Source organism: Aquamicrobium sp. (assembly GCF_023954335.1).
GTDB lineage: Bacteria > Pseudomonadota > Alphaproteobacteria > Rhizobiales > Rhizobiaceae > Aerobium.
Genome location: NZ_JAMLIE010000005.1, coordinates 1 through 20,249 on the forward strand (window position 1 = coordinate 1; position 20,249 = coordinate 20,249).

The window sequence follows — 20,249 nt, forward strand, 5'->3', positions numbered from 1 at the left end:
GTCGATCCGCCAGCAATCCGCCGGCAGCTGACCGCCGGCATCGCCTGCGGCTTTCCGGTCCTGCTACAAGTGCGGCAGGGCCGGATGGTCAAGGGAGAAAGATGGTGAACCTGAAGCAGATCGAAATCTTCTGTGCCGTGATGCGCTGCCGCACGACCGTCGCGGCGGCCTACGAGCTCGGCTTGTCGCAGCCGGGCGTGAGCAACGCCATCAAGCATCTCGAGACGGCCATCAGCTTCAAGCTCTTCGACCGCGTCGGCAACAGGTTGGTCCCGACGCGCGAGGCGATGTCGCTCTACCGCGACGCCCAGCCGCTCCAGATGATGGCGCGCAGCATCAACGAGCGGATTTCCGCGCTGAGGAACACGCAGCGCGGCCATCTGCGCGTCGTCTCGACCAACCCGCTCGGCGACAGCTTCGTGCCGCAGGCCATAGCGGAGCTGATGGCGAGCCGGCCGAACGTGCAGGTCTATTTCGACGTCCAGGGCATGGACGGCGTCATCGAGGCGGTCGAGACCGGCTTCGCCGATCTCGGCATCGCGGTGTCGTCCGACGCCCGCCCCTCGCTCGAATTGCAGCCGATCGTCGAGGGACGGATGGTCTGCGTCCTGCCGCTCGACCATCCGCTGGCGCGCCGCTCGACGATCGGCCCCGCCGATTTCCTCACCCATCCCCTGATCGGCCTCGAGCCGACGACCCGCCTCGGCGGCATGATCGCCGCGACCTTCCGCGACGCGGGCGTCCCCTACGCGCCCAACCTCATCGTCCAGAAGGGCACCACCGCCTGCCGGATGGCGACGAGCGGCGCCGGCGTCGCGATCAGCGACGAATTCTCCGCCGCCGACGCCATCGGCCAGGGGCTGGTCGTGCGCTCCTTCGAGCCGGCGATCCCGATCAGCGGCTCGGTCATCTGCCTCAAGGAACGGCCGCTTTCGCGCCTGGCCAAGCGCTTCGTCACCATTCTCACCACCATCGCCCGAGAGCGGAAGGTGGGCATCGAGAAAGCTCTCGGGCTCACCAGAACCGAGGAGGAACTGTAAGTGGCACGTCCCCTATGCATCGCCGGCGCCGTCCTGATCCAGCCGGATTCCGCGCCGCGCGAGAAGGTCGACATCCTCGTCCGGGACGGGGAGATCGTTGCGGTGGGCCGCGACCTCGCGCTGCCCGACGGCACCGAGATCTTCGACGCGGACGGCTACGCCGTGCATCCGGGGCTGATCAACGCCCACGTCCACAGCCACGGCAGCCTCGCCAAGGGCTGGGACGACCTGATGACGCTGGAGCTGCTGCTGAATGCCGGCTCGGCCATGAACGGCAGCCGCACCGTCGCCGACAAGGCGCTCAGCGCGACGCTCACCGCCGCCGAGATGCTGCTGAAGGGCTGCACCGGCTGCTACGACCTGATGGTCGAGTGGCCCTCGCCGTCGATCGAGGGCGTGGAGGCCGTGGCCGACGCCTATGCCGCCGCCGGCATGCGGGCCGTCCTGGCGCCGATGATCGCCGACCGCAGCTTCTTCGAGGCCATTCCCGGCCTGAGGGGCGAGATACCGGACGACCTCGCCGAGGCGGTCGACGGCCAGCGCCTCGCCCCGTCCGAGCGCACGCTGGCCGTCATGCGCCAGCTCCTTTCCACCTGGACGCGCGACCGCGACGGGGTGTCGCTCGCCGTCGCGCCGACCATTCCCCATCATTGCAGCGACGACTTCCTCGTCCATTGCCGCGACCTGGCCGGCGAGTTCGGCGTCGGGCTGCACATGCACCTTTCCGAATCCAAGGTGCAGTCGGTCGTCGGCATGGACCTGTACGGCAAGACCCCGACCGCGCATCTCGCCGCGCTCGGCCTTCTCGGCCCGCATTTCACCGCCGCGCACGGGGTCTGGCTCGACCGTGACGACATGAAGCGCCTCGCCGACAGCGGGGCCTCGGTCGCCCACAATCCGGGCAGCAACATGCGGCTCGGCAACGGCATCGCCGACGCGCGGGCCATTCTCGACGCGGGCGTCAACCTCGCGCTCGGCACCGACGGCGCGCAGTGCTCGGACAATCTGAACATGTACGAATCGATGCGCCTCGCCTCGCTGTCGTCCAAGGTGCGCGGCCCGGATACGGCAAGGTGGCTGACGACGACGGAAGCCGTGCGCGCCGCGACCACGGGGTCCGCCCGCGCGCTCGGGATGGAAGGGCGCGTCGGGCGGATCGAGACGGGTTTCCGCGCCGACCTCGTGCTGCTTTCGCTCGGCAACGTCAACTGGATGCCGCTGAACGACGGCATCAACCAGCTTGTCCATTGCGAGGACGGAACGGCGGTCAGGCACGTGATGGTCGACGGAAGCTGGGTGGTCCGCGACGGCCGGCTGACGCGCCTCGACATCGAGCGCCTGCGGCGCGACGTCGAGGAGGCGCGGGCGCGGCTGGGCGAACTGAACAGCGGGCGCAGGGCCGTCGCCGAGCGCCTCGCCCCGATCGTCAATCGCTACTGCCCCTGCATCGCGGCGCGGCACTACCACGTCGAGCGGTTCGCGGCGACGGCCGTCGAATGCTGACGCGGCCAGATCCGGCCTCCTCGAACGCCCTGAAAGCGGATAGACCGTCATGAGCAAGAAGCCCTTCGATATCCTGATCCGCGGCGGCACGGTCGGCACGGCCGCCGACGTCTTCGAGGCCGACATCGCCGTCCGCGACGGCCGGATCGTCGCCATCGGCCATGATCTCGGCGAGGCGGCGCAGGAGCTGGACGCCACCGGCCAGCTGGTCCTGCCCGGCGGCGTCGACACCCATGCCCATATCGAGCAGCTGTCGGCCAACGGCCTGATGAGCGCCGACGACTGGGAGAGCGGCACCGCGGCGGCGGCCTTCGGCGGCACGACGAGCGTGATCGCCTTCGCCGCCCAGCACAAGGGATGGAACCTCGCCAAAGTCGTTGAGGACTATTCCGGCCTCGCGGAACGCGGCGCGATCGTCGATTACGCGTTCCATCTCATCGTCTCCGACCCGACGCCGGAGACGCTGGAGAAGGACCTGCCGGACCTTCTTTCGCGCGGCTACGGCTCGATCAAGCTGTTCACCACCTACGACCTGCTTCAGGTCGGCGACGCCCAGATCCTCGACATCCTGCGCATCGCCCGCCGTCACGGCGCGAGCGTGTGCTTCCATGCCGAGAACCACGGCATGATCGCCTGGGAGACGCAGCGCCTGCTGTCCGAGGGGCTGACGGCGCCGCGCCATCACGCCGACAGCCATCCGCGCGCGGCCGAGGTCGAGGCGATCGAGCGCGTCATCCGGATGAGCGAGCTGGTCGACCAGCCCGTCGTCATCTTCCACGTCTCGACGCGGGAGGGCGCTGAGGCCGTCCGCACCGCGCGGGCGCGGGGCGTGCGCGTCTCGGCGGAAACGTGCCCGCACTACCTTCTCCTCACCCGCGACGAGCTGGAGAGGCCGGGCCTCGAGGGCGGCAAGTGGATGTGCTCGCCGCCGCTGCGCCTCGCCGGCGACCACGAGGCGCTGTGGCGGGCGCTGGAGAGCCGCGACATCCAGCTCGTGACGTCCGACCACGCCGCCTATCGTTTCGACGAGACGGCGAAGCTGCGCCACGGGCCGTCCTCCACCTTCAAGCAGATCGCCAACGGGATGCCGGGCATCGAGGTGCGGCTTCCGCTCCTGTTCGACGCCATGGTGTCGAGCGGCCGCTTCGGCATCGAGCGTTTCGTCGAGGCGACGGCGACCGCGCCGGCAAGGCTGTTCGGCCTCCACCCGCGAAAGGGGACGATCGCGATCGGCGCCGACGCCGATCTCGTCCTGTGGGACCCGGAGCGCAAGGTGACGCTGGGCGCGGCGATGCTGCACGACCGCACCGGCTATACGCCCTATGAGGGCCGCGAGGTCACGGGATGGCCGCAGACGGTGATGCGCCGGGGGCAGGTCGTCGTGAAGGACGGCGCGCTCGCCGCCGCCCCCGGTTCCGGCCGCTTCGTGCCGCTCGTCCGCACGCCGGAGCGCACCCCGACCCTCTGATCCGGACGCGATGCGAGGGCCATGGCTCCTGCCGGCGCCCTAGCGCGGGGAGGGCGGCCAACCGCCCGTTTCCGTTCGCTTTCCGGCCCCCGCCTTCCTCCGGCGCCCACTATAACCCGGCCTTATATAAGCGGCCGGGTTTTCGATTATTGGACCCGTAGGGATCGCGCTAGGCTCGAATCAACGAGTTCAGCGAGTGGGATCATCATGGTGGCGGCCGATCAAATCCGGCGATGCGTTCAAGGCAGCAGGAAGATACCTGAAGACCTGTTCGAGATGATCAAGGTGTCGCTCGACGGGAAGCCGGGTATCTTTCGCGACACCTACGGGCCGGGCGAGAATGCCGGCCATCGGGTGATGGCCGAGTACGCCGGGCGGGCCGGCCTCGAAGTCACCCGCGACGCGGCGGCCAACACCTACATGACCCTGCCCGGCCGCGACCGGTCCGCGCCGCGCATCCTGATCGGCTCGCATCTCGACAGCGTTCCGGGCGGCGGCAACTATGACGGCGCGGCCGGCGTCGTCGCCGGCCTGACCAGCCTCGCGGCGCTGCGAGCCGGCAATATCGAGCTGCCGTGCGACGTCACCGTGATGGGCGTGCGGGCCGAGGAAAGCGTGTGGTTCCAGGTTTCCTACATCGGCAGCCGCGCGGCCCTCGGCACCCTTCCAGAGGGCGCGCTGGAGGCACGGCGCATCGATACCGGCAGGACGCTGTTCGAGCACATCGCCGAATGCGGCGGCGACCCCGCGGCACTGCGCAACGGCGCGCCCGTCCTGTCGCGCGACAACGTGCGGGCCTTCGTCGAGGTGCATATCGAGCAGGCGCCGACCCTCGTCCAGCGCCGGCAGCCGATCGCGGTCGGCGCGGGCATCCCCGGCAATTTCCGCTACCCCGAGGCGCGGATCGTCGGCCGCTACGACCATGTGGGAACGCCGCGCCGGTTTCGCCGCGATGCGGCCATGGCCGCGGCCGACCTCGCTATGGTCATGGACCGGCTGTGGGCGCGCCACGAGGAGGCGGGAACGCCGGTGGCGATGACCTTCGGCCGCTTCCACACCGATCCCGCCGCCCATGGGCTGACCACCGTGCCGGGCGAGTTCGGCTTCAGCCTCGACGTGCGCGCCTACGACGCCGGCGTCCTCTCCGGCCTGGAGAACAAGATGCTGGTGGCCGTCGAGCGGATCGAGGCGGCGCGGCAGGTGAAGTTCGAGCTCGGCCCCCGCGCCTCGGCGCCGGTCGGCCCGATGTGCCCGAAGATCACCGCCGAGCTCAACCGCGGCGTGGCGGCGATGGGCATGGACGCGGGATCGCTGCACAGCCCGGCCTCGCACGACGCGGCCGCCTTCTCGGCGGCGGGCATCCCCACGGCGATGATCTTCGTGCGCAACGAGAACGGCAGCCACAACCCGCTCGAGGCGATGGACATGGACGACTTTCTCGAGGCGGCCGGCCTCCTGACATGGTGGCTGGCGAGCTGTGTCGAATGACGGCGTGCGCCTGAAGGGCCGGCACGGAGGAGAAGCCGATGAGCGGTGCGATCTACGTCATCAACCCCAACTCGACAGAGCGGGTCACGCGCGAGCTCGACGCCGCGCTCGCCCCGCTGCGGATGGCGGGCGGCCCGGCGATCGAATGCGTGACCATGGCCAAGGGCCCGCCGGGCATCCAGTCGCAGCGCGACGCCGATGGCCTCGTCCCGGACCTGCTGGCGCTCGCCGCGTCGCTCGAGGATGCCGCGAGCGCCTTCGTCGTCGCCTGCTTTTCCGACCCGGGCCTCCATGCGCTGCGCGAGCAGAGCCGCAGGCCCGTCCTCGGCATCGCCGAATGCGGCATCCTGACCGCGCTCACCCTCGGCCACCGCTATGGCGTCATCGCGATGATGCGCAGCTCGATCGCGCGCCAGCTCCGCTATATCGGCGCGATGGGCGCGGGCGAGCGCTTCGTCGGCAACCTGCCGGTCGAATTGAGCATCGCCGAGATGGCGGACGAGCGGGTGACGCTCGATCGTCTCGTCGCCGTCGGCCGCGAATTGCGCGAGGCGCGCCAGGCGGATGTGCTGGTGATGGGCTGCGCCGGCATGGCGCGGTTCCGCGAGCCGCTGGAGCGCGCGCTCGGCGTTCCGGTGGTGGAGCCGGCGCAGGCGGCCGTGGCGATGGCGATCGGGCGCGTCCGGCTGCAATGGGGGCGCTCCCTCGGCTGAAAGCGCGGCAGAAGCGCGCTTGCGCCTCAAGGCTCGCGCGCACCCTCGCGCGCCGCGCCCAGCGCCTTCCCGACGAAGGCCTCGACGCACGCGGCGTAGCCTTCGGCGTCGAGGCCGCGGCGGTGCCATTTGGCGCGCTTGACGTACCAGTCCTGAAGCAGGGGCTTCAGCAGGGCCGCGGCGAACGCGGGATCGTCGACGGCGAACGCGCCCTGTTGCGCGCCGCGCGCGATCACGTCGCGGAAGATCGCCTCCGTCGCTTCCTCGCTCTCGACCGCCGCCTTGCGGCCCTGCGGCGGGAACGATTTCGCCTCCATGAAGGCGAAGACGAACCATGGCAGCATCGCCTCGGTCAGCGCGACATGGGTCGCGATCAGCCAGCGCAGATGCGCGGCGGGATCGTCCTTCACCGCAGCCGGGGCGTTGCCGAGCACGGTCGAGGTCGTCGTCGCCACCTGGCCGAGGATCATCAGAAGCAGCGTGTCCTTGCTGTCGAAATAGGAATAAAGGCTGCCCATGCTGACGCCCGAGGCGGCCGAGATCTCGCGCAGCGAGGTGGCGTGGAAGCCCTGCCGGTTGGAGAGCGACAGGATCGTCTCGACGATCCGCGCCAGCTTGGCGACGGCGATGCGCGGCTTCTGCACGCGGATTGTGCCACGGTGCCGCTCGAGGATCGCATGGCACAGGCCCTCCATGGAGAAGTCGCCGTGCTGGTCGAGCATCGTCCTTGTCCTCACCCGCCGGCCTCCGCTTTCCTTCGTTTCACCGCTCGCCCGGTTTGTCGGGCGTTCAATCCATACTCGCCGGCGCCGCCCCTCACCTGCCTGCCGGCATCCTCTCCCCGTGAACGGGGAGAGGAGACCCAGCCGCAGCGTTGCCGCTTCTTTCTTCTCCCCGTTCACGGGGAGAAGGTGGCCCGGAGGGCCGGATGAGGGGCAGCGCCGACCTTGCAGGACGAGGGCGCGGCGTCAACAGCCCGCACCACCTCACAGCCCTATGCCCTTCGCACGCCGCGCCGCCCTTTACCGCCGACTTCGACAGACAGCAGTTGACTCACGGGCCGCGAAGCGTCAATAAATCGAGCGAGCGCTCGTTTTATTGGAGTCATAATGACTGGCACGCTGAACGGCAAGACCGCACTCGTCACCGGCGCGTCCTCCGGGCTCGGGCGGCATTTCGCCGGGGTGCTGGCGGGGCAGGGGGCGAGGGTCGTTCTCGCGGCGCGGCGGCCGGCGGCGCTGGAGGCGGCGCGGGCGGAGATCGCCGCGGCGGGCGGCACGGCCTCGACGGTCGCCCTCGACGTCACCGACCCGGCCTCGGTCGAGGCCGCCTTCGCCGAAATCGGCGCGGCGCCCGACATCGTCGTCAACAATGCAGGCATCAGTGACAACCAGCCGGCGCTGGAGATGGACGCGGCGATGTGGGACCGCGTCGTCGACACCAATCTGAAGGGCGCCTTCCTCGTCGCGCAGGCGGGCGCGCGGGCGCTGCGCGACGCCGGCAAGGGCGGCTCGATCGTCAACATCGCCTCGATCCTCGGCCACCGCGTCGCCGGCAACGTCTCGGCCTATGCCGCGTCCAAGGCGGGGCTGGTGCAGCTGACGAAGGCGCTGGCGCTCGAATGGGCGCGCCACGGCATCCGCGTCAACGCGCTGTGCCCCGGCTATATCGAGACCGACCTGAACCGCGACTTCTTCGCCAGCGACGCGGGCAAGGCGCTGATCCGGCGCATCCCGCAGCGGCGGCTCGGCCAGCCCGCCGAGCTCGACGGCGCGCTCCTTCTCCTCGCCTCCGACGCCGGCAGCTACATCACCGGCACCGCGCTCGTCGCCGATGGCGGCCATCTCGTCTCATCGCTTTGAGGATCGTTTGACATGGATTTCACCGTTTCCCCGCGCATCGAGGAGTTCCGCGCCCGCATCGAGCGCTTCGTCGAGGACAAGGTGCTGCCGCTGGAGGCGGACCCGGCGAGCTACGACGCGCACGAGAACATCCGGCTCGACCTCGCCGACGCGTTGAGGGGCGAGGCGCGGGCGGAAGGGCTGTGGTGCCTCCAGTTGAAGCCCGAGACCGGCGGGCAGGGGCTCGGCCGCATGGGCATGGCGGTGTGCTACGAGGCGATGAACCGCTCGATCTTCGGCCCGGTGGTGTTCAACTCCGCCGCGCCCGACGACGGCAACATGATGGTGCTGGAGATGACGGCGACGCCGGCGCAGAAGGAGCGTTGGCTGAAGCCGATCGTCGACGGCAGGGTGCGCTCGGCCTTCGTGATGACCGAGCCGCATCCGGGCGGCGGCTCCGACCCGTCGATGATGCTGACCACGGCGACGAGGGAAGGCGACCGCTACGTGGTCCGCGGCCGCAAATGGTTCATCACCGGGGCCGAGGAGGCGCAGCACTTCATCCTGATGGCGCGCACCTCGGACGACCCGCGCAAGGGGCTCTCCGCCTTCCTGTTCGACCGCGACCAGCCGGGCTGGAAGATCGACCGGCGCATCCCGATCATGGGGCCGGAGGAGCATGGCGGCCATTGCGAGCTGGTGTTCGAGGAGCTGGAGATCCCGGTGGAGAACCGGCTGCTGAACGAGGGCGACGGCCTCAAGCTGACGCAGATGCGCCTCGGCCCGGCGCGGCTGACGCATTGCATGCGCTGGCTCGGCCTCTCCAAGCGCTGCGTCGAGATCGCCCGCACCTACGCCGCCGAGCGCTTTGCCTTCGGCGAGCGGCTGTCGAAGCGCGAATCGATCCAGATGATGCTGGGCGACCTCGCGATGAAGATCGAGATCGGCCGCCTGCTGGTGATGAAGGCGGCGTGGGAGCTCGACCGCGGCGGCTACGCCCGCAAGGAGGTGTCGATGGCCAAGGTCCATGTCGCCAACCTCTTGCACCAGGCCGCCGACGTCGCCATCCAGATCAACGGCGCGCGCGGCTATTCCAAGGACACGGTGCTGGAATGGATCTACCGCTACGCCCGGCAGGCGCGGCTGGTCGACGGCGCCGACGAGGTCCACAAGATGGTCCTGCACCGCAACCTCGAGGCCGAGGGCGACGAGTTCTGGACATGGCAGGTGGCGGGCTGAAGCCTGCCTCGTCCCATTTGCCCCGCAGGCGCGCGACCATGAATCGTCTGCGCCGCCCCTCATCGCCCTGCCGGGCACTTCTCCCCGTAAACGGGGAGAAGGGAGCTTCCATGCCCGCTTTCGCCAATCGCAAGCGCAGCAGAAATGGCGTGAAGCATGCGGCCGGATTCCTTCTCCCCGTTTACGGGGAGAAGGTGGGGGCAGCCGGATGAGGGGCGGCGGGACGGCCGAAGATCATGCTGCCCCGGAGCGGATAAGACGCGGGGCAGGATCGTCCGATTTAACCTCAGCGCCAGATGTTGTCGACGCGGTCGAAGCTGTCGGCGCGCAGGTCGCCGGCCGCCGCGATCAGCTTCGGCTTGGCGATCTTGTGCGAGGGGGTGCGCGGATAGTCGTCAATGAAGGCGACGTAGCGCGGCACCTTGAAGGCGGCGAGGTTCTTCCTGCAATGCTCGAACAGGGCGTCGAGCGAAAAATCCTCGCGGGCGACGCCCGGCTTCAGCTTGAGATAGGCCTTGACCTCCTCCTTGCGCAGCGGGTCCGGCACCGGCACCACGGCCGCCTCCTCGACCTCAGGCAGCTCCTCCAGCACGGCCTCGACCTCGCGGGCCGAGATGTTCTCGCTGGAGCGGCGCACCATGTCCTTGATGCGGCCGACGATGGATAGGTAGCCGTCCTCGTCGGCGATGAAGAGGTCGCCGGTGCGGAACCATTCGCCGTCGAAGCTCTCGGCGTTGGCGTCGGGGCGCTTGTAGTAGCCGGAGAGGATCGAGCGGCCGCGGACCTGCAACTCGCCCGCCTCGCCGGGGGCGCATTCGCGCCCGTCCTCGCCGATCACCCGCGTCTGCCGGAACGGCGCGTCAACGCCGCAGGTGCGCTTGTCGAGCTTGTGCGTGGCGGCCACCGGCACCAGCATGCCGGCGCCGATCTCGGTCATGCCGAAGGAATCGCGGGCGATGACGCCGAAGCGCTCCTGCGCTTCCCTGACCGAGGCCGGCGACCAGCCGAAGGCGTTGATGTAGCGCAGCGACATCTTCCTGTCGTTGTCGCTGGGCGGCAGCGTCTTCAGCGCCGCTTCCGGGAAATAGGTGTAGTTGATCTGAAGATCGCGGGTCCAGTCGAAGAACCGCGTCAGGCTCATGCGCCTGGCGACATAGGCGGTGCCGCCGAGCTGCATGGTCATCAGCAGCTGCCATTGCGGGTCCATGTAGAAGAACGGGGCCCACAGCAGCGACGTCTTCACCTCGTCCGCGCCCATGCCGGCGGCAGCCGAGAGCGCCAGCAGCAGCCAGTAGTCGTGGGTCAGCATGCAGCCCTTGGGAAAGCCGGTGGTGCCGGAGGTGTATTGCAGGCTCATCAGGTCGGTGGAGACCACCGGCCACGGCGCGCTCCACTCGCGCTCCTCGGCCAGCATGGCCTCGAGCGAGACGTAAGGCGCGCCGCCGCCGCGCACGAAGACGCGCGCGTCGTCGAGCACGGCCGGGCGCTTCGACATGCCCTCCAGCGCCGGCAGCAGCGAGGCGTCGGTGATCAGCGCCTGCGCGTCGGACTGGTTGAGCAGGTAGTCGAGCTCGGTCGCGGTATAGGCGGTGTTGGTCGGCACCAGCACCGCGCCGAGCTTGGCGAGCGCGAACCACGACAGCACGAACTCGGGCACGTTGGGCATCATCAGCGCGACATGCGCGCCCTTCCTGATGCCGCGCGCCATCAGCGCCGCCGCCAGCGCGTCGGAGCGGCGGTGAAGCTCGGCATAGGAAAGCGTGATGCCGTCCTCGAACCAGACGGCGGCGGGGGCATTGCCCAGCGTCGCGGCGCGCTCGGCGACGAAGGCGCCGATCGAGGTCGGGAAATCCATGGCGGCGATTTTGTCGGCCGCCGCCTGCATCTCGGCGATGCCGGGATCCATGGGCCGGGGGTCGATGGTCCCAGATGGGCTGGTCATGATCACTTCTCCTTGGCGGCCAGCGGCGGCGTCTTGTCGTAGGTGGCGCGCACGAGCTGGTACATGTGGCCGGCGAAGGCCATGGCGGTGTCGCGGTCGAGGTCGAGCGCGCGGTAGAAGGTCTCCATCTCGACGCGCACGGCGCGCGGCGGCAGCGCGGCGATGCGCCCGGCGATCTCCTTGGCCCGCGCCAACAGCCGCGCCGGCCCGACGATCTCGTTGATCAGGAAGCAGCGCCGCGCCTCCTCGGCGTCGATGGCCTCGCCGGTCAGCGCCATCCACAGCGCCGCGGTCTGGGGAATCTGCCGGCCGAGGCGGGTGACGCCGCCGGCCCCGGGCATGCCGTAGGCGATCTCGGGCATGCCGAAGCGCGCGGTCGGCACCGCGATGCGCAAATCGGTGAGGAGCAGGAGATAGATCATGCCCTGGCCCATGCACGGGCCGTTGACGGCGGCGATCATCGGCTTGGTGCGCTTCAACGCCAGGATCTCGCCCTCCCAGCCGGGATATTCGGCCGGGTCGCCGGCGCGGCGGGGGGTCAGGTGCCGGTCGACGATCTCGGCGGTGGTGCGCGCGGTGCGCTCGCTCTTGACGTCGTCGCCGGCGCAGAAGGCGCGCTCGCCCGCGCCGGTCCAGATGCCGCAGCGCACCTCGGGGTCGGAGTAGAAATCCTTGAGGATGTGGTAGAGCTCCTCGTGCTGCTCGGGCGTCAGCACGTTGACCGGCGGGTTGTCGAGCGTCAGGACCGCGATCCCGTCCGCCTTCTCGTATCTGAACATCAGTGGTTTCCCTGTCTTCTGGTTGCGCGGGCGCGTAAGGATTCCGCCAGCCCCATGGCCAGCGCGGTGACGACGACGAAGAAGGTGGAGATCGCCGCGATCGTCGGGTTGATCTCGAAGCGCAGATCGTTCCAGATCCGCACCGGCAGCGTTTCCGAGCCGCCCATCAGGAACAGCGCGATCACCAGCTCGTCGAACGAGACGAAGAAGGCGAAGATGAAGGCGGCGAGAATGGCCGGGGCGAGCGGCGGCACCGTCGCCGTCCAGAAGGCGCGCAGCGGCCCGGCGCCGAACACGCGCGCCGCCTTCTCCAGCGTCGGGTCGGTCTGGCGGTAGGCCGCGCCGACGATCATCACCACGAAGGGCAGGCCGATGGCGGCATGGGCCAGCACCAGCGTCGCCTCGCTGTCGGTCGAGCCGAAGCGCAGCGCCAGGATGAAGACGCCGAGCGCGACGATGACGTTGGGCACGATGGCGGGCGCGAGCAGCAGCCCGGTGACGCCGGCGCGCCAGCGCGTCGGCAGTTTCGCAAGGCCGACGACGCCGGCCGTGCCGGCCAGCGCCGCGATCAGCCCGGCCATGGCGGCGACGCGCAGCGAGCGCCACGTCGCGGCGAGCCAGACGGGATCGGAGAAATAGGCCTCGTACCAGATGAAGCCCCAGCTCTTCGGCGGGAAGCCGAGGAAGCGGTCGCCGCTGAACGACATCGGCGCGACGATCAGGATCGGGAAGAACAGGAACAGCACGCCGAGGGCGAAGAGGAAGGCGGGGAGAAGGCGCGTCTTCATGCCTGCATCTCCCGCGGCGAATAGAGAAAGCGGCCGATGATGAGGCGTACCAGCGCCAAGAGCAGCACGGTCGAGACGAGGAGGACGATCGCCAGCGCCCCGGCGAAGCCCCAGTTGGCCTGGCCGACCTGGTTGACGATCATGTTGCCGAGCAGCACGTCGCGGCGGCCGCCGACCAGCGCCGGCACGATGAAGAAGCCCATCGACAGGATGAAGATCACCGACCAGCCTGTGACCGCGCCCTCGAGGCTCAGCGGCAGGAACACCTTGCGGAAGGCGGCGAAGGGCGAGGCGCCGCACACGCGCGCGGCGCGCACCAGCCCGGGGTCGATCTCGGTCATCGCCGTGTAGCAGGTGACGACCATGATCGGCAGCAGGATCTGCACCATGGCGACATAGACCGCGCCGGTGGTGAACATCAGCGTCAGCGGCTCGCCGATCAGGCCGAGCCATTGCAGCGCGCCGTTGACGATGCCCTCGCGGCCGAGCACCACCATCCAGGCATAGGTGCGCACGAGGATGCTCATCCACAGCGGCACGAGGACGAGGAACAGCAGCAACGGCCTGCGCCGCGGCGGCTGGCTGACGATGAACAGCGCCATCGGATAGCCGAGGACGAGGCAGATGCCCGCCACCACGGCCGAGACGAACAGCGTGTTGCGGAAGATGGAAAGATAGGCCGGGCGCGCGAAGAACCGCTCGAAATGCGCCAGCGATAACTCAGGCGTGAACACCGCCTCGGCCAGCACGAACCCCACCGGCACCGCGAACATCGCGAGCGCCAGCAGCACGGCGGGCAAAAGGGTGAGACGGTTGGCGAAGCGCATCGCGAAGGGTCGACCAGGTTCTAGCGATAAAGAGATGCGGCGGCGCCCCGGGAGGGTTGGGGCGCCGCCGCCATCAGCCGGCTCAGTCGAGCAGCCATTCCTGCCAGCGCTCCTGGAGCGCATCCATGTTCCTGGCCCAGAACACGGCGTCCACGACAAACTGGCCGGCGATGTTGTCGGGGTGGGTCGGCATCTCGCGGCCCGCCTCCGGATCGATGTGGTCGTAAAGACCCTTCACCATGCTCGGATAGGCGACGAGCTTGGCGAATTCGGCGCCGCGCACCGGGTCGCCGATCATGAAGGCGACATACTGCTCGGCTTCCTTCTTGTGCTTGGTGCCCTTCAGGATGCCGACATAGGACGGCTTGATCGCGCCGCCGTTCCAGACCGTCTCGACGGGCACGCCTTCCGCCTTCAGCTGGGTGATGCGGCCGTTCCACGCCGTGGTGAAGGCGACTTCGCCGTCGGACAGCATCTGCACCGGCTGGGCGCCGGCCGACCAGAAGGAGACGACGTGCGGCTTGATCTCGTCGAGCTTGGCGAAGGCGCGGTCGACGCCTTCCTCGGTGGCGAGGACGGTGTAGAGGTCCTTGATCTCGACGCCGTCGGCAAGGAGCGCGAATTCGAGGTTCTCCATCACCGAATCCTGAAGCGCGCGCGGCCCGGGAAACGCCTCGACGTTCCAGAAATCAGCCCACGACGTCATCTTCCTGCCTTCGGGCAACTTGTCGGTGCGCTGGGCGAGGATCGTGGAATAGGTTGCGGCGATGCCGCCGTCGGGCAGCCGCGCCTCGGGCGGCTGAAGCCCGTTCGGGTCGATGACGTCCCAATCCATCGGCTCCAGCCAGCCCTCGATCGAGGCGGTAGCGTACTCGATTGGGGTCAGCTCGGCGACGTCCCAGATCGGGTTGCCGGCCTGCATCATCGCGCGCATGGCCGAGACGCGGTCCGTGGTGGCCAGCGCCTTGACGCGGATGCCGGTCGCTTCCGTGAACGGCTTGTCGAACAGCATGTCCATCACCTGCGCCAGCCCGCCGCCGGACCCGGCATAGGTGATCTCCACATCCTGCGCCACCGCCACGCCGGCGGCGAGCGGCAGCGCGGCTGCCGCGGCAAGCAGGGTTCTTCTCGTCAACTTCCTCATGACACTTTTCCTCCCGTCGGGTTCGGTCATTCGTAAAGCGGCGTCGCGTCTTCCGGCGCGAAGCCGATGCGGATCGTCTCGCCGAGCGCGGGCGGCGCCAGCGCGCCGGCCCTCGGCTCGGACATGCGCAGCGTCAGGCCGGATGCCGCGCGCAGGCGCAGCTCCATGGTCGAGCCGCGGAAGGCGATGTCCTGTACGGTTGCCTCGAAGCCGGGCGCGTCCGTGCCGGCCGTCCGGCGCAGCTTCTCCGGCCGCAGGCTGAGCGCCACGACCTCGGCGCCGACCCCGGCCAGCCCGATGGCTCCGGCGTGGCCGCCGTCGACCGGCACGATGTTGGTGCGGCCGATGAAATCGGCGACGAAGCGGCTCGCCGGCCGGTCGTAGAGCGCGCCGGGCGCGTCGAGCTGGCAGATGCGGCCCCTGTTCATCAGCGCGATGCGGTCGGACAGCGACAGCGCCTCGCCTTGGTCGTGGGTGACGAAGACGACCGTGGTGCCGAGCTCGCGATGCAGCCGGCGGATCTCTTCCTGAAGGTCCTCGCGCAGCTTCAGGTCGAGCGCGGAAAGGCTCTCGTCCATCAGCAGCACCGGCGGCTCGGCGACGACCGCGCGCGCAAGCGCCACGCGCTGGCGCTGGCCGCCGGACAGCGCCGCCGGCCGGCGCGCGCCGTAGCCGCCGAGCTGGACCATCTCCAGCGCCTTCTCGGCGCGCACCTTCACCTCGGCGGACGGCACCTTGCGCATGCGCAGCGGGAAGGCGACGTTCTCGAACACGCTCATATGCGGGAACAGCGCGAAGCTCTGGAACACCATGCCGACATTGCGCTTTTCCGGCGGCAGCGCGCCGACCGCGCGCTCGCCGATGAACACCTCGCCGGCGCTGGCGCGGTCGAAGCCGGCGAGGATGTTGAGCGCCGTCGTCTTGCCCGACCCGCTCGGCCCGAGAAGGGTGATGAACTCGCCGGCGGCGATGTCGAGCGAGAAATCGTCGAGCGCCGTGACGCTGCCGAAGCGGCGGGTCACGTTCTGGAACCGGACGGGCGCTCTTTCCTGGCTCATTCTTTCCATTTCCGACGATATCGTCATTAATGACATTGACGTCATTTCAATATCGAGTCAATGTCCGTTTCATGGTCACGGGGATGAAAATCGCGACGGGGGAAAACCCGCCTGAAAGCGCCGCCTTCGACTTCGTCGAGCTTCTGGAAAAGCGCGCGGCGACGATGCGCGGCCGGCCGAAGCGGGTGCGCACGCGGGCGCGGCTTCTTGCCGCCGCAGCGGCCGAGCTGAGGGCCAGGGGCTATGGCGGGCTGACCGTCGACGGCATCTGCGCCGCCGCCGACATGGCGCGCGGCACCTTCTATCTTTATTATACGGACCGCACGAAGATCGCGGTGGCGATCTACCGCATGTTCTGGACGGCGGTGTACCAGCTACGCCCGCGCCTGCGCGGCCGCAGCCTCGAGGAGCGCATCCGCGTCACCAACGCCTTCTATCTCGCGCTCTACGCGCGCAACGCCGCCTTCCTCGCCGGGCAGGCGTCGCTGGTGCGCGACCGGCCGGATTTCGCGATCTGGCACGACCAGATGAACCATCGCTGGTCGCTGGTCGTCGCCGCCAACATGCCGGGCGACCTGCCGCGCGAGGAGAAGGTGCTGCGCGCCCGCGCGCTCACGGCCATGGCCGACGAGATGCTCAGCAACATCTTCACCGCCCGCACGCCGAGCCTCAGGCACTGGGCCGACCATCCCGAACGGCTCGCCGATTCCCTGACCGCGATCTGGACGCGCGTCGTGATCGACGCGGGCGAGAACTGATTTTCAGGAGCGCATGATGACGAACACCGAAGACAAGGCCGGCATCGAGACGTTGAACGGGCTGGTCGGGCGTGAAAGCGTCTCCTCCTGGCGCGTCATCGACCAGGAGACGGTCGACCGCTACGCCGCCGTCTCCGGCGACGGCGAGGGCGAGTGGATCCATCTCGATCCCGAGCGCGCCGCGCGCGAGGCGCCCTATGGCGGCACCATCGTCCCCGGCTTCCTCCAGGTCGCCAACCTGACACGGCTGTTCGGCGAGACCGTCACCGGCTTCACCGGCATCGACCCCAACCATGCGTTGAACTACGGCTTCGACCGCCTGCGCTTCGTCGCCCCGCTGCCGGTCGGCGCGCCGTTCCGCGCCCGCATCAAGGTCAGCGAGGTGCGCCCCCATCCCGCCGGCGGCTACGTCGCCAAGCAGGACGTCGTCCTCGAGCGCGAGGACGGCAAGCCGACGCTGGCCGGCGAATGGCTGTTCTATATGGGCGAGAAGGCCTTCCTCGACGGCGCGGCGACGCCGGAGGGCTGACCCCTCCCTTTCCTCTTCCCCCGGCCCCCTTCGCCTCGTTCCGCGCCCCGCCATGGGGCCGCCTGCGGCCGCGTGTCCCGCGCGGCGGGCATTTCCTGACGCAGCGATCATGTTATTCAACAGGCATCGGCAGCATGAACGATGCCCGGCCAGCCATTGCCGATTCCCGCGCGCCATCCGCGCACGGGCAGCCCGCCAATAGAGATGCAGGACTCCAGACGATTGGATCGCAGAATGAGACGTCATCTTTTCAAGTCGGCGCTGCTCGCCACCGCGCTGACCCCGCTCGCCGTCCCGGCCGCCTTCGCGGCAACCGCCGACGACGTGCTCGCCACCTATGCCGACATCGCCCTTGCCGGCTATGAGGACAGCCTGAAGACCGCGCAGGACCTCAACGCCGCCGTCGAGGCGCTGGCCGCGACCCCCACGGCCGAGACGCTGGCCGCGGCGCGCGCGGCATGGCTCGCCGCCCGCATCCCCTACCAGCAGACCGAGGCCTACCGCTTCGGCAACGCCGCCGTCGACGACTGGGAGGGCAAGGTCAACGCCTGGCCGCTCGACGAGGGGCTGATCGACTATGTCGACGCCTCCTACGGCACCGAGTCGGACGAGAACGACTATTACGTCGTCAACGTCATCGCCAATCCGCAATTGACCGTCGGCGGCGAGACGATCGACGCCACCGCGATCACACCCGAGCTGCTGGCCTCGCTGCACGAGATCGGCGGCGTCGAGGCCAATGTCGCCACCGGCTACCACGCCATCGAGTTCCTGCTCTGGGGCCAGGACCTGAACGGCACCGGCCCCGGCGCGGGCGAGCGCCCCCATACCGATTTCGACGCCGCCGCCTGCACCGGCGGCCATTGCGAGCGCCGCGTCGCCTATCTCAAGGCCGCGTCCGAGCTTCTTGTCACCGACCTTCAGGAGATGGTCGAGGCATGGGGCGCGGACGGCGCGGCGCGCAAGGACGTCGCCGGCAACGGCGCGGAAGCCGGGCTCGCCACCATCCTCACCGGCCTCGGCTCGCTCTCCTATGGCGAGCTCGCCGGCGAGCGCATGAAGCTCGGCCTGCTGCTCAACGATCCCGAGGAGGAGCACGACTGCTTCTCCGACAACACGCACAACTCGCATTATTACGACGTGCGCGGCATCGCCAATGTCTGGCGCGGCGATTATGCCCGCACCGACGGCACCTCGGTCAAGGGGCCGAGCCTCGCCGACCTCGTGCGCGAGAAGGACGCGGCCGCCGCCGACGAGCTCGACGGCAAGATCGACGCCTCGCTCGCCGCCTTCACGCGGCTGAAGGAGCGCGCCGAGACCGTCGAGGCCTACGACCAGATGATCGGCGAGGGCAACGCTGAAGGCAACGCCGTGGTGCAGGCCGCCATCGACGCGCTGGTCGACCAGACGCGGTCGATCGAGCGGGTGATCGCGGCGCTCGACCTTTCCGGCATCGAGATCGAGGGGTCCGACAGCCTCGACAATCCCGACGCGGTGTTCGAATAGGAGCGGGTCGCGGGCGGCCCTTCCGCCGCCCGCCCCGGTTTGAGAAAGCCATGCGGGCCCGGGTGTCCATAGCCACGTCTCTCGCCTTCATGCTCGGCCTCGGTTGGGCATGGGCCGGCGACGGCAACGCCTTCCGCGACGACCTTTCCGGCGAGGACCGCGAGCGCGTCGCCGAGGTCACCGCCCCCGCCGCCGTCTTCGACAAGGCCGAGCGCTTCGAGCGCCGGCAGGCCGGCGCGGCGACCTCGACCAAGCGGGTCAACGCCAACGCCTTCTCGCACCCTTCCGAAAATCTCGATTTCGAGGGGCGGCAGAAATTCCTGCTCGGCAACGGCCTGTTCCGCAAGGACTGGGTGTCGTCGCCGTCCTCGACGCTGGCCTCGGATGGGCTGGGGCCGCTGTTCAACGCCCGCTCCTGCCAAGCCTGCCACATCAAGGACGGGCGCGGCCATCCCCTCGCCGGCCACGACGACAACGCGGTGTCGATGCTGGTGCGCCTCTCGATCCCGCCGACCGAGGAGGAGGAGGCGCGGATCGCCGAAGGCTTCCTCGCTGCCGCGCCCGATCCGGTCTACAGCAACCAGTTGCAAGACATGGCGGTGGCCGGCCTTCCCGCCGAGGGGCGGGTGCGGATCGACTATGAGGAGATGAAGATAGCGCTCGCCGGCGGCGAGACGGCGACGCTGCGCAAGCCCGTGCTCGCCATAACCGATCCCGGCTACGGGCCGTTCCATACCGGGCTGATGCTGTCGGCGCGGATCGCGCCGCCGATGATCGGCCTCGGCCTTCTCGACGCCATCCACGACGCCGACATTCTCGCCCGCGAGGACCCCGACGACGCCGACGGCGACGGCATTTCCGGCCGGGCCAACCGGGTGCGCGACCACAAGGGTGAGCTCAAGATCGGCCGCTTCGGCTGGAAGGCGATCCAGCCCAGCGTCAAGGAGCAGTCCGCCCACGCCTTCCTCGGCGACATGGGGCTGTCGACGCCGCTGCTGCCGCAGCATTTCGGCGAATGCACCGAGGCGCAAGACGCCTGCCGGGCGATGCCGCACGGCGCGCAGGCGCATCTCGGCGCCGAGGAGGTGCCGGGCGACCTGCTCGACCTCGTCGCCTTCTATTCGGAGAACCTCGCCGTGCCGGCCCGGCGCAAGGAAGGCAGCCCTGAGGTGCTGGCCGGCAAGAAGGCGTTCTACGAGGCGGGATGCGTCTCGTGCCACACGCCGAAATACGTCACCCGCCGCGACGCCGCTGAAGCCGCGCACCGCTTCCAGTTGATCTGGCCCTATACCGACCTTCTGCTGCACGACATGGGCGACGGCCTCGCCGACGACCGGCCCGAGGCCAATGCCGACGGGCGCGAATGGCGCACGCCGCCGCTCTGGGGCATCGGCCTGAGCAGGACCATCCATGGCGAGGCGGCGTTCCTGCATGACGGGCGGGCGCGCACGCTGCTCGAGGCGGTGCTGTGGCACGGCGGCGAGGCGCAAGGAGCGCGCGAGCGCGTCGTCGACATGGAGCCGGCCGAGCGCGCCGCGCTGATCCGCTTCCTGGAGTCGCTGTGATGACCCGCCTCGCGGCTCTCGCCCTTCTCGTTCGCCGCCCGGCGCGGGCCGATGCCATGCC

18 protein-coding genes are annotated in these 20,249 nt (G+C 69.4%); 11 read left to right on the forward strand and 7 right to left on the reverse strand.

Annotation, left to right across the window (positions count from 1 at the left end):
- Nucleotides 1-101 precede the first annotated feature (101 nt).
- The 5 genes from M9945_RS20585 (at nucleotide 102) to M9945_RS20605 (ending at nucleotide 6,212) form a co-directional block, all read left to right on the forward strand.
- Nucleotides 102-1,040: a LysR substrate-binding domain-containing protein gene (locus M9945_RS20585; protein WP_367928307.1), complete on the forward strand. Its 939-nt coding sequence runs from the start codon at nucleotides 102-104 to the stop codon at nucleotides 1,038-1,040.
- Nucleotides 1,041-2,543 (forward strand): amidohydrolase family protein, encoded by a 1,503-nt coding sequence (locus M9945_RS20590; RefSeq protein WP_367928308.1) that lies wholly within the window; start codon nucleotides 1,041-1,043, stop codon nucleotides 2,541-2,543.
- Between the two features lie 49 nt (nucleotides 2,544-2,592).
- Nucleotides 2,593-4,011, forward strand: coding sequence for a dihydropyrimidinase (hydA, locus tag M9945_RS20595; RefSeq protein WP_367928309.1), 1,419 nt, complete (start codon nucleotides 2,593-2,595; stop codon nucleotides 4,009-4,011).
- A 207-nt stretch (nucleotides 4,012-4,218) separates the two neighbouring features.
- Entirely contained in the window at nucleotides 4,219-5,499 is a 1,281-nt protein-coding gene (locus M9945_RS20600) for a hydantoinase/carbamoylase family amidase (protein ID WP_367928310.1), read from the forward strand.
- Nucleotides 5,500-5,537: 38 nt separating this feature from the next.
- Nucleotides 5,538-6,212, forward strand: a complete 675-nt coding sequence (locus M9945_RS20605) for an aspartate/glutamate racemase family protein (RefSeq protein WP_367928311.1) — start codon at nucleotides 5,538-5,540, stop codon at nucleotides 6,210-6,212.
- A 26-nt stretch (nucleotides 6,213-6,238) separates the two neighbouring features.
- Here the strand turns inward: M9945_RS20605 and M9945_RS20610 are convergent, their stop codons facing one another.
- Complete coding sequence (locus M9945_RS20610; protein ID WP_367946031.1) at nucleotides 6,239-6,934, reverse strand: TetR/AcrR family transcriptional regulator; 696 nt, start codon at nucleotides 6,932-6,934, stop codon at nucleotides 6,239-6,241.
- A 387-nt stretch (nucleotides 6,935-7,321) separates the two neighbouring features.
- On the opposite strand from M9945_RS20610, the gene M9945_RS20615 reads away from it, so the two are divergent.
- Both M9945_RS20615 and M9945_RS20620 read left to right on the forward strand, forming a co-directional pair.
- Nucleotides 7,322-8,074 (forward strand): SDR family NAD(P)-dependent oxidoreductase, encoded by a 753-nt coding sequence (locus tag M9945_RS20615; protein WP_367946032.1) that lies wholly within the window; start codon nucleotides 7,322-7,324, stop codon nucleotides 8,072-8,074.
- 12 nt (nucleotides 8,075-8,086) lie between these two features.
- Nucleotides 8,087-9,292 carry an acyl-CoA dehydrogenase family protein gene (locus tag M9945_RS20620; protein WP_367946033.1) on the forward strand — a complete coding sequence of 402 codons (1,206 nt, stop codon included), beginning with the start codon at nucleotides 8,087-8,089 and terminating at the stop codon, nucleotides 9,290-9,292.
- 286 nt (nucleotides 9,293-9,578) lie between these two features.
- On the opposite strand, the gene M9945_RS20625 is transcribed toward M9945_RS20620, so the two are convergent.
- The 6 genes from M9945_RS20625 to M9945_RS20650 all read right to left on the reverse strand — a co-directional run bounded on the left by M9945_RS20625 (nucleotide 9,579) and on the right by M9945_RS20650 (nucleotide 15,830).
- Nucleotides 9,579-11,234 (reverse strand): class I adenylate-forming enzyme family protein, encoded by a 1,656-nt coding sequence (locus tag M9945_RS20625; RefSeq protein WP_367946034.1) that lies wholly within the window; start codon nucleotides 11,232-11,234, stop codon nucleotides 9,579-9,581.
- A gap of 2 nt (nucleotides 11,235-11,236) precedes the next feature.
- Entirely contained in the window at nucleotides 11,237-12,013 is a 777-nt protein-coding gene (locus M9945_RS20630) for an enoyl-CoA hydratase/isomerase family protein (protein ID WP_367946035.1), read from the reverse strand.
- Nucleotides 12,013-12,801, reverse strand: a complete 789-nt coding sequence (locus M9945_RS20635; protein WP_367946036.1) for an ABC transporter permease — start codon at nucleotides 12,799-12,801, stop codon at nucleotides 12,013-12,015. The genes M9945_RS20630 and M9945_RS20635 overlap by 1 nt, the downstream gene beginning before the upstream one ends.
- Nucleotides 12,798-13,628, reverse strand: coding sequence for an ABC transporter permease (locus tag M9945_RS20640; RefSeq protein ID WP_367946037.1), 831 nt, complete (start codon nucleotides 13,626-13,628; stop codon nucleotides 12,798-12,800). The genes M9945_RS20635 and M9945_RS20640 overlap by 4 nt, the downstream gene beginning before the upstream one ends.
- Nucleotides 13,629-13,710: 82 nt before the next feature.
- Nucleotides 13,711-14,772, reverse strand: coding sequence for an ABC transporter substrate-binding protein (locus tag M9945_RS20645; protein WP_367928319.1), 1,062 nt, complete (start codon nucleotides 14,770-14,772; stop codon nucleotides 13,711-13,713).
- A 26-nt stretch (nucleotides 14,773-14,798) separates the two neighbouring features.
- Entirely contained in the window at nucleotides 14,799-15,830 is a 1,032-nt protein-coding gene (locus M9945_RS20650) for an ABC transporter ATP-binding protein (protein ID WP_367946038.1), read from the reverse strand.
- An 83-nt stretch (nucleotides 15,831-15,913) separates the two neighbouring features.
- On the opposite strand from M9945_RS20650, the gene M9945_RS20655 reads away from it, so the two are divergent.
- From M9945_RS20655 to M9945_RS20670, 4 genes are all read left to right on the forward strand, one after another.
- On the forward strand, nucleotides 15,914-16,588 hold the full coding sequence (locus tag M9945_RS20655) for a TetR/AcrR family transcriptional regulator (RefSeq protein WP_367946039.1): 675 nt from the start codon (nucleotides 15,914-15,916) through the stop codon (nucleotides 16,586-16,588).
- 16 nt (nucleotides 16,589-16,604) lie between these two features.
- A complete protein-coding gene (locus M9945_RS20660; RefSeq protein WP_367946040.1) occupies nucleotides 16,605-17,117 on the forward strand; it encodes a MaoC/PaaZ C-terminal domain-containing protein in 513 nt (170 codons plus the stop codon).
- Between the two features lie 234 nt (nucleotides 17,118-17,351).
- Complete coding sequence (locus M9945_RS20665; protein ID WP_367946041.1) at nucleotides 17,352-18,623, forward strand: imelysin family protein; 1,272 nt, start codon at nucleotides 17,352-17,354, stop codon at nucleotides 18,621-18,623.
- 89 nt (nucleotides 18,624-18,712) lie between these two features.
- Nucleotides 18,713-20,188 (forward strand): di-heme oxidoredictase family protein, encoded by a 1,476-nt coding sequence (locus tag M9945_RS20670; protein ID WP_367946139.1) that lies wholly within the window; start codon nucleotides 18,713-18,715, stop codon nucleotides 20,186-20,188.
- The last annotated feature ends 61 nt before the right edge of the window (nucleotides 20,189-20,249 follow it).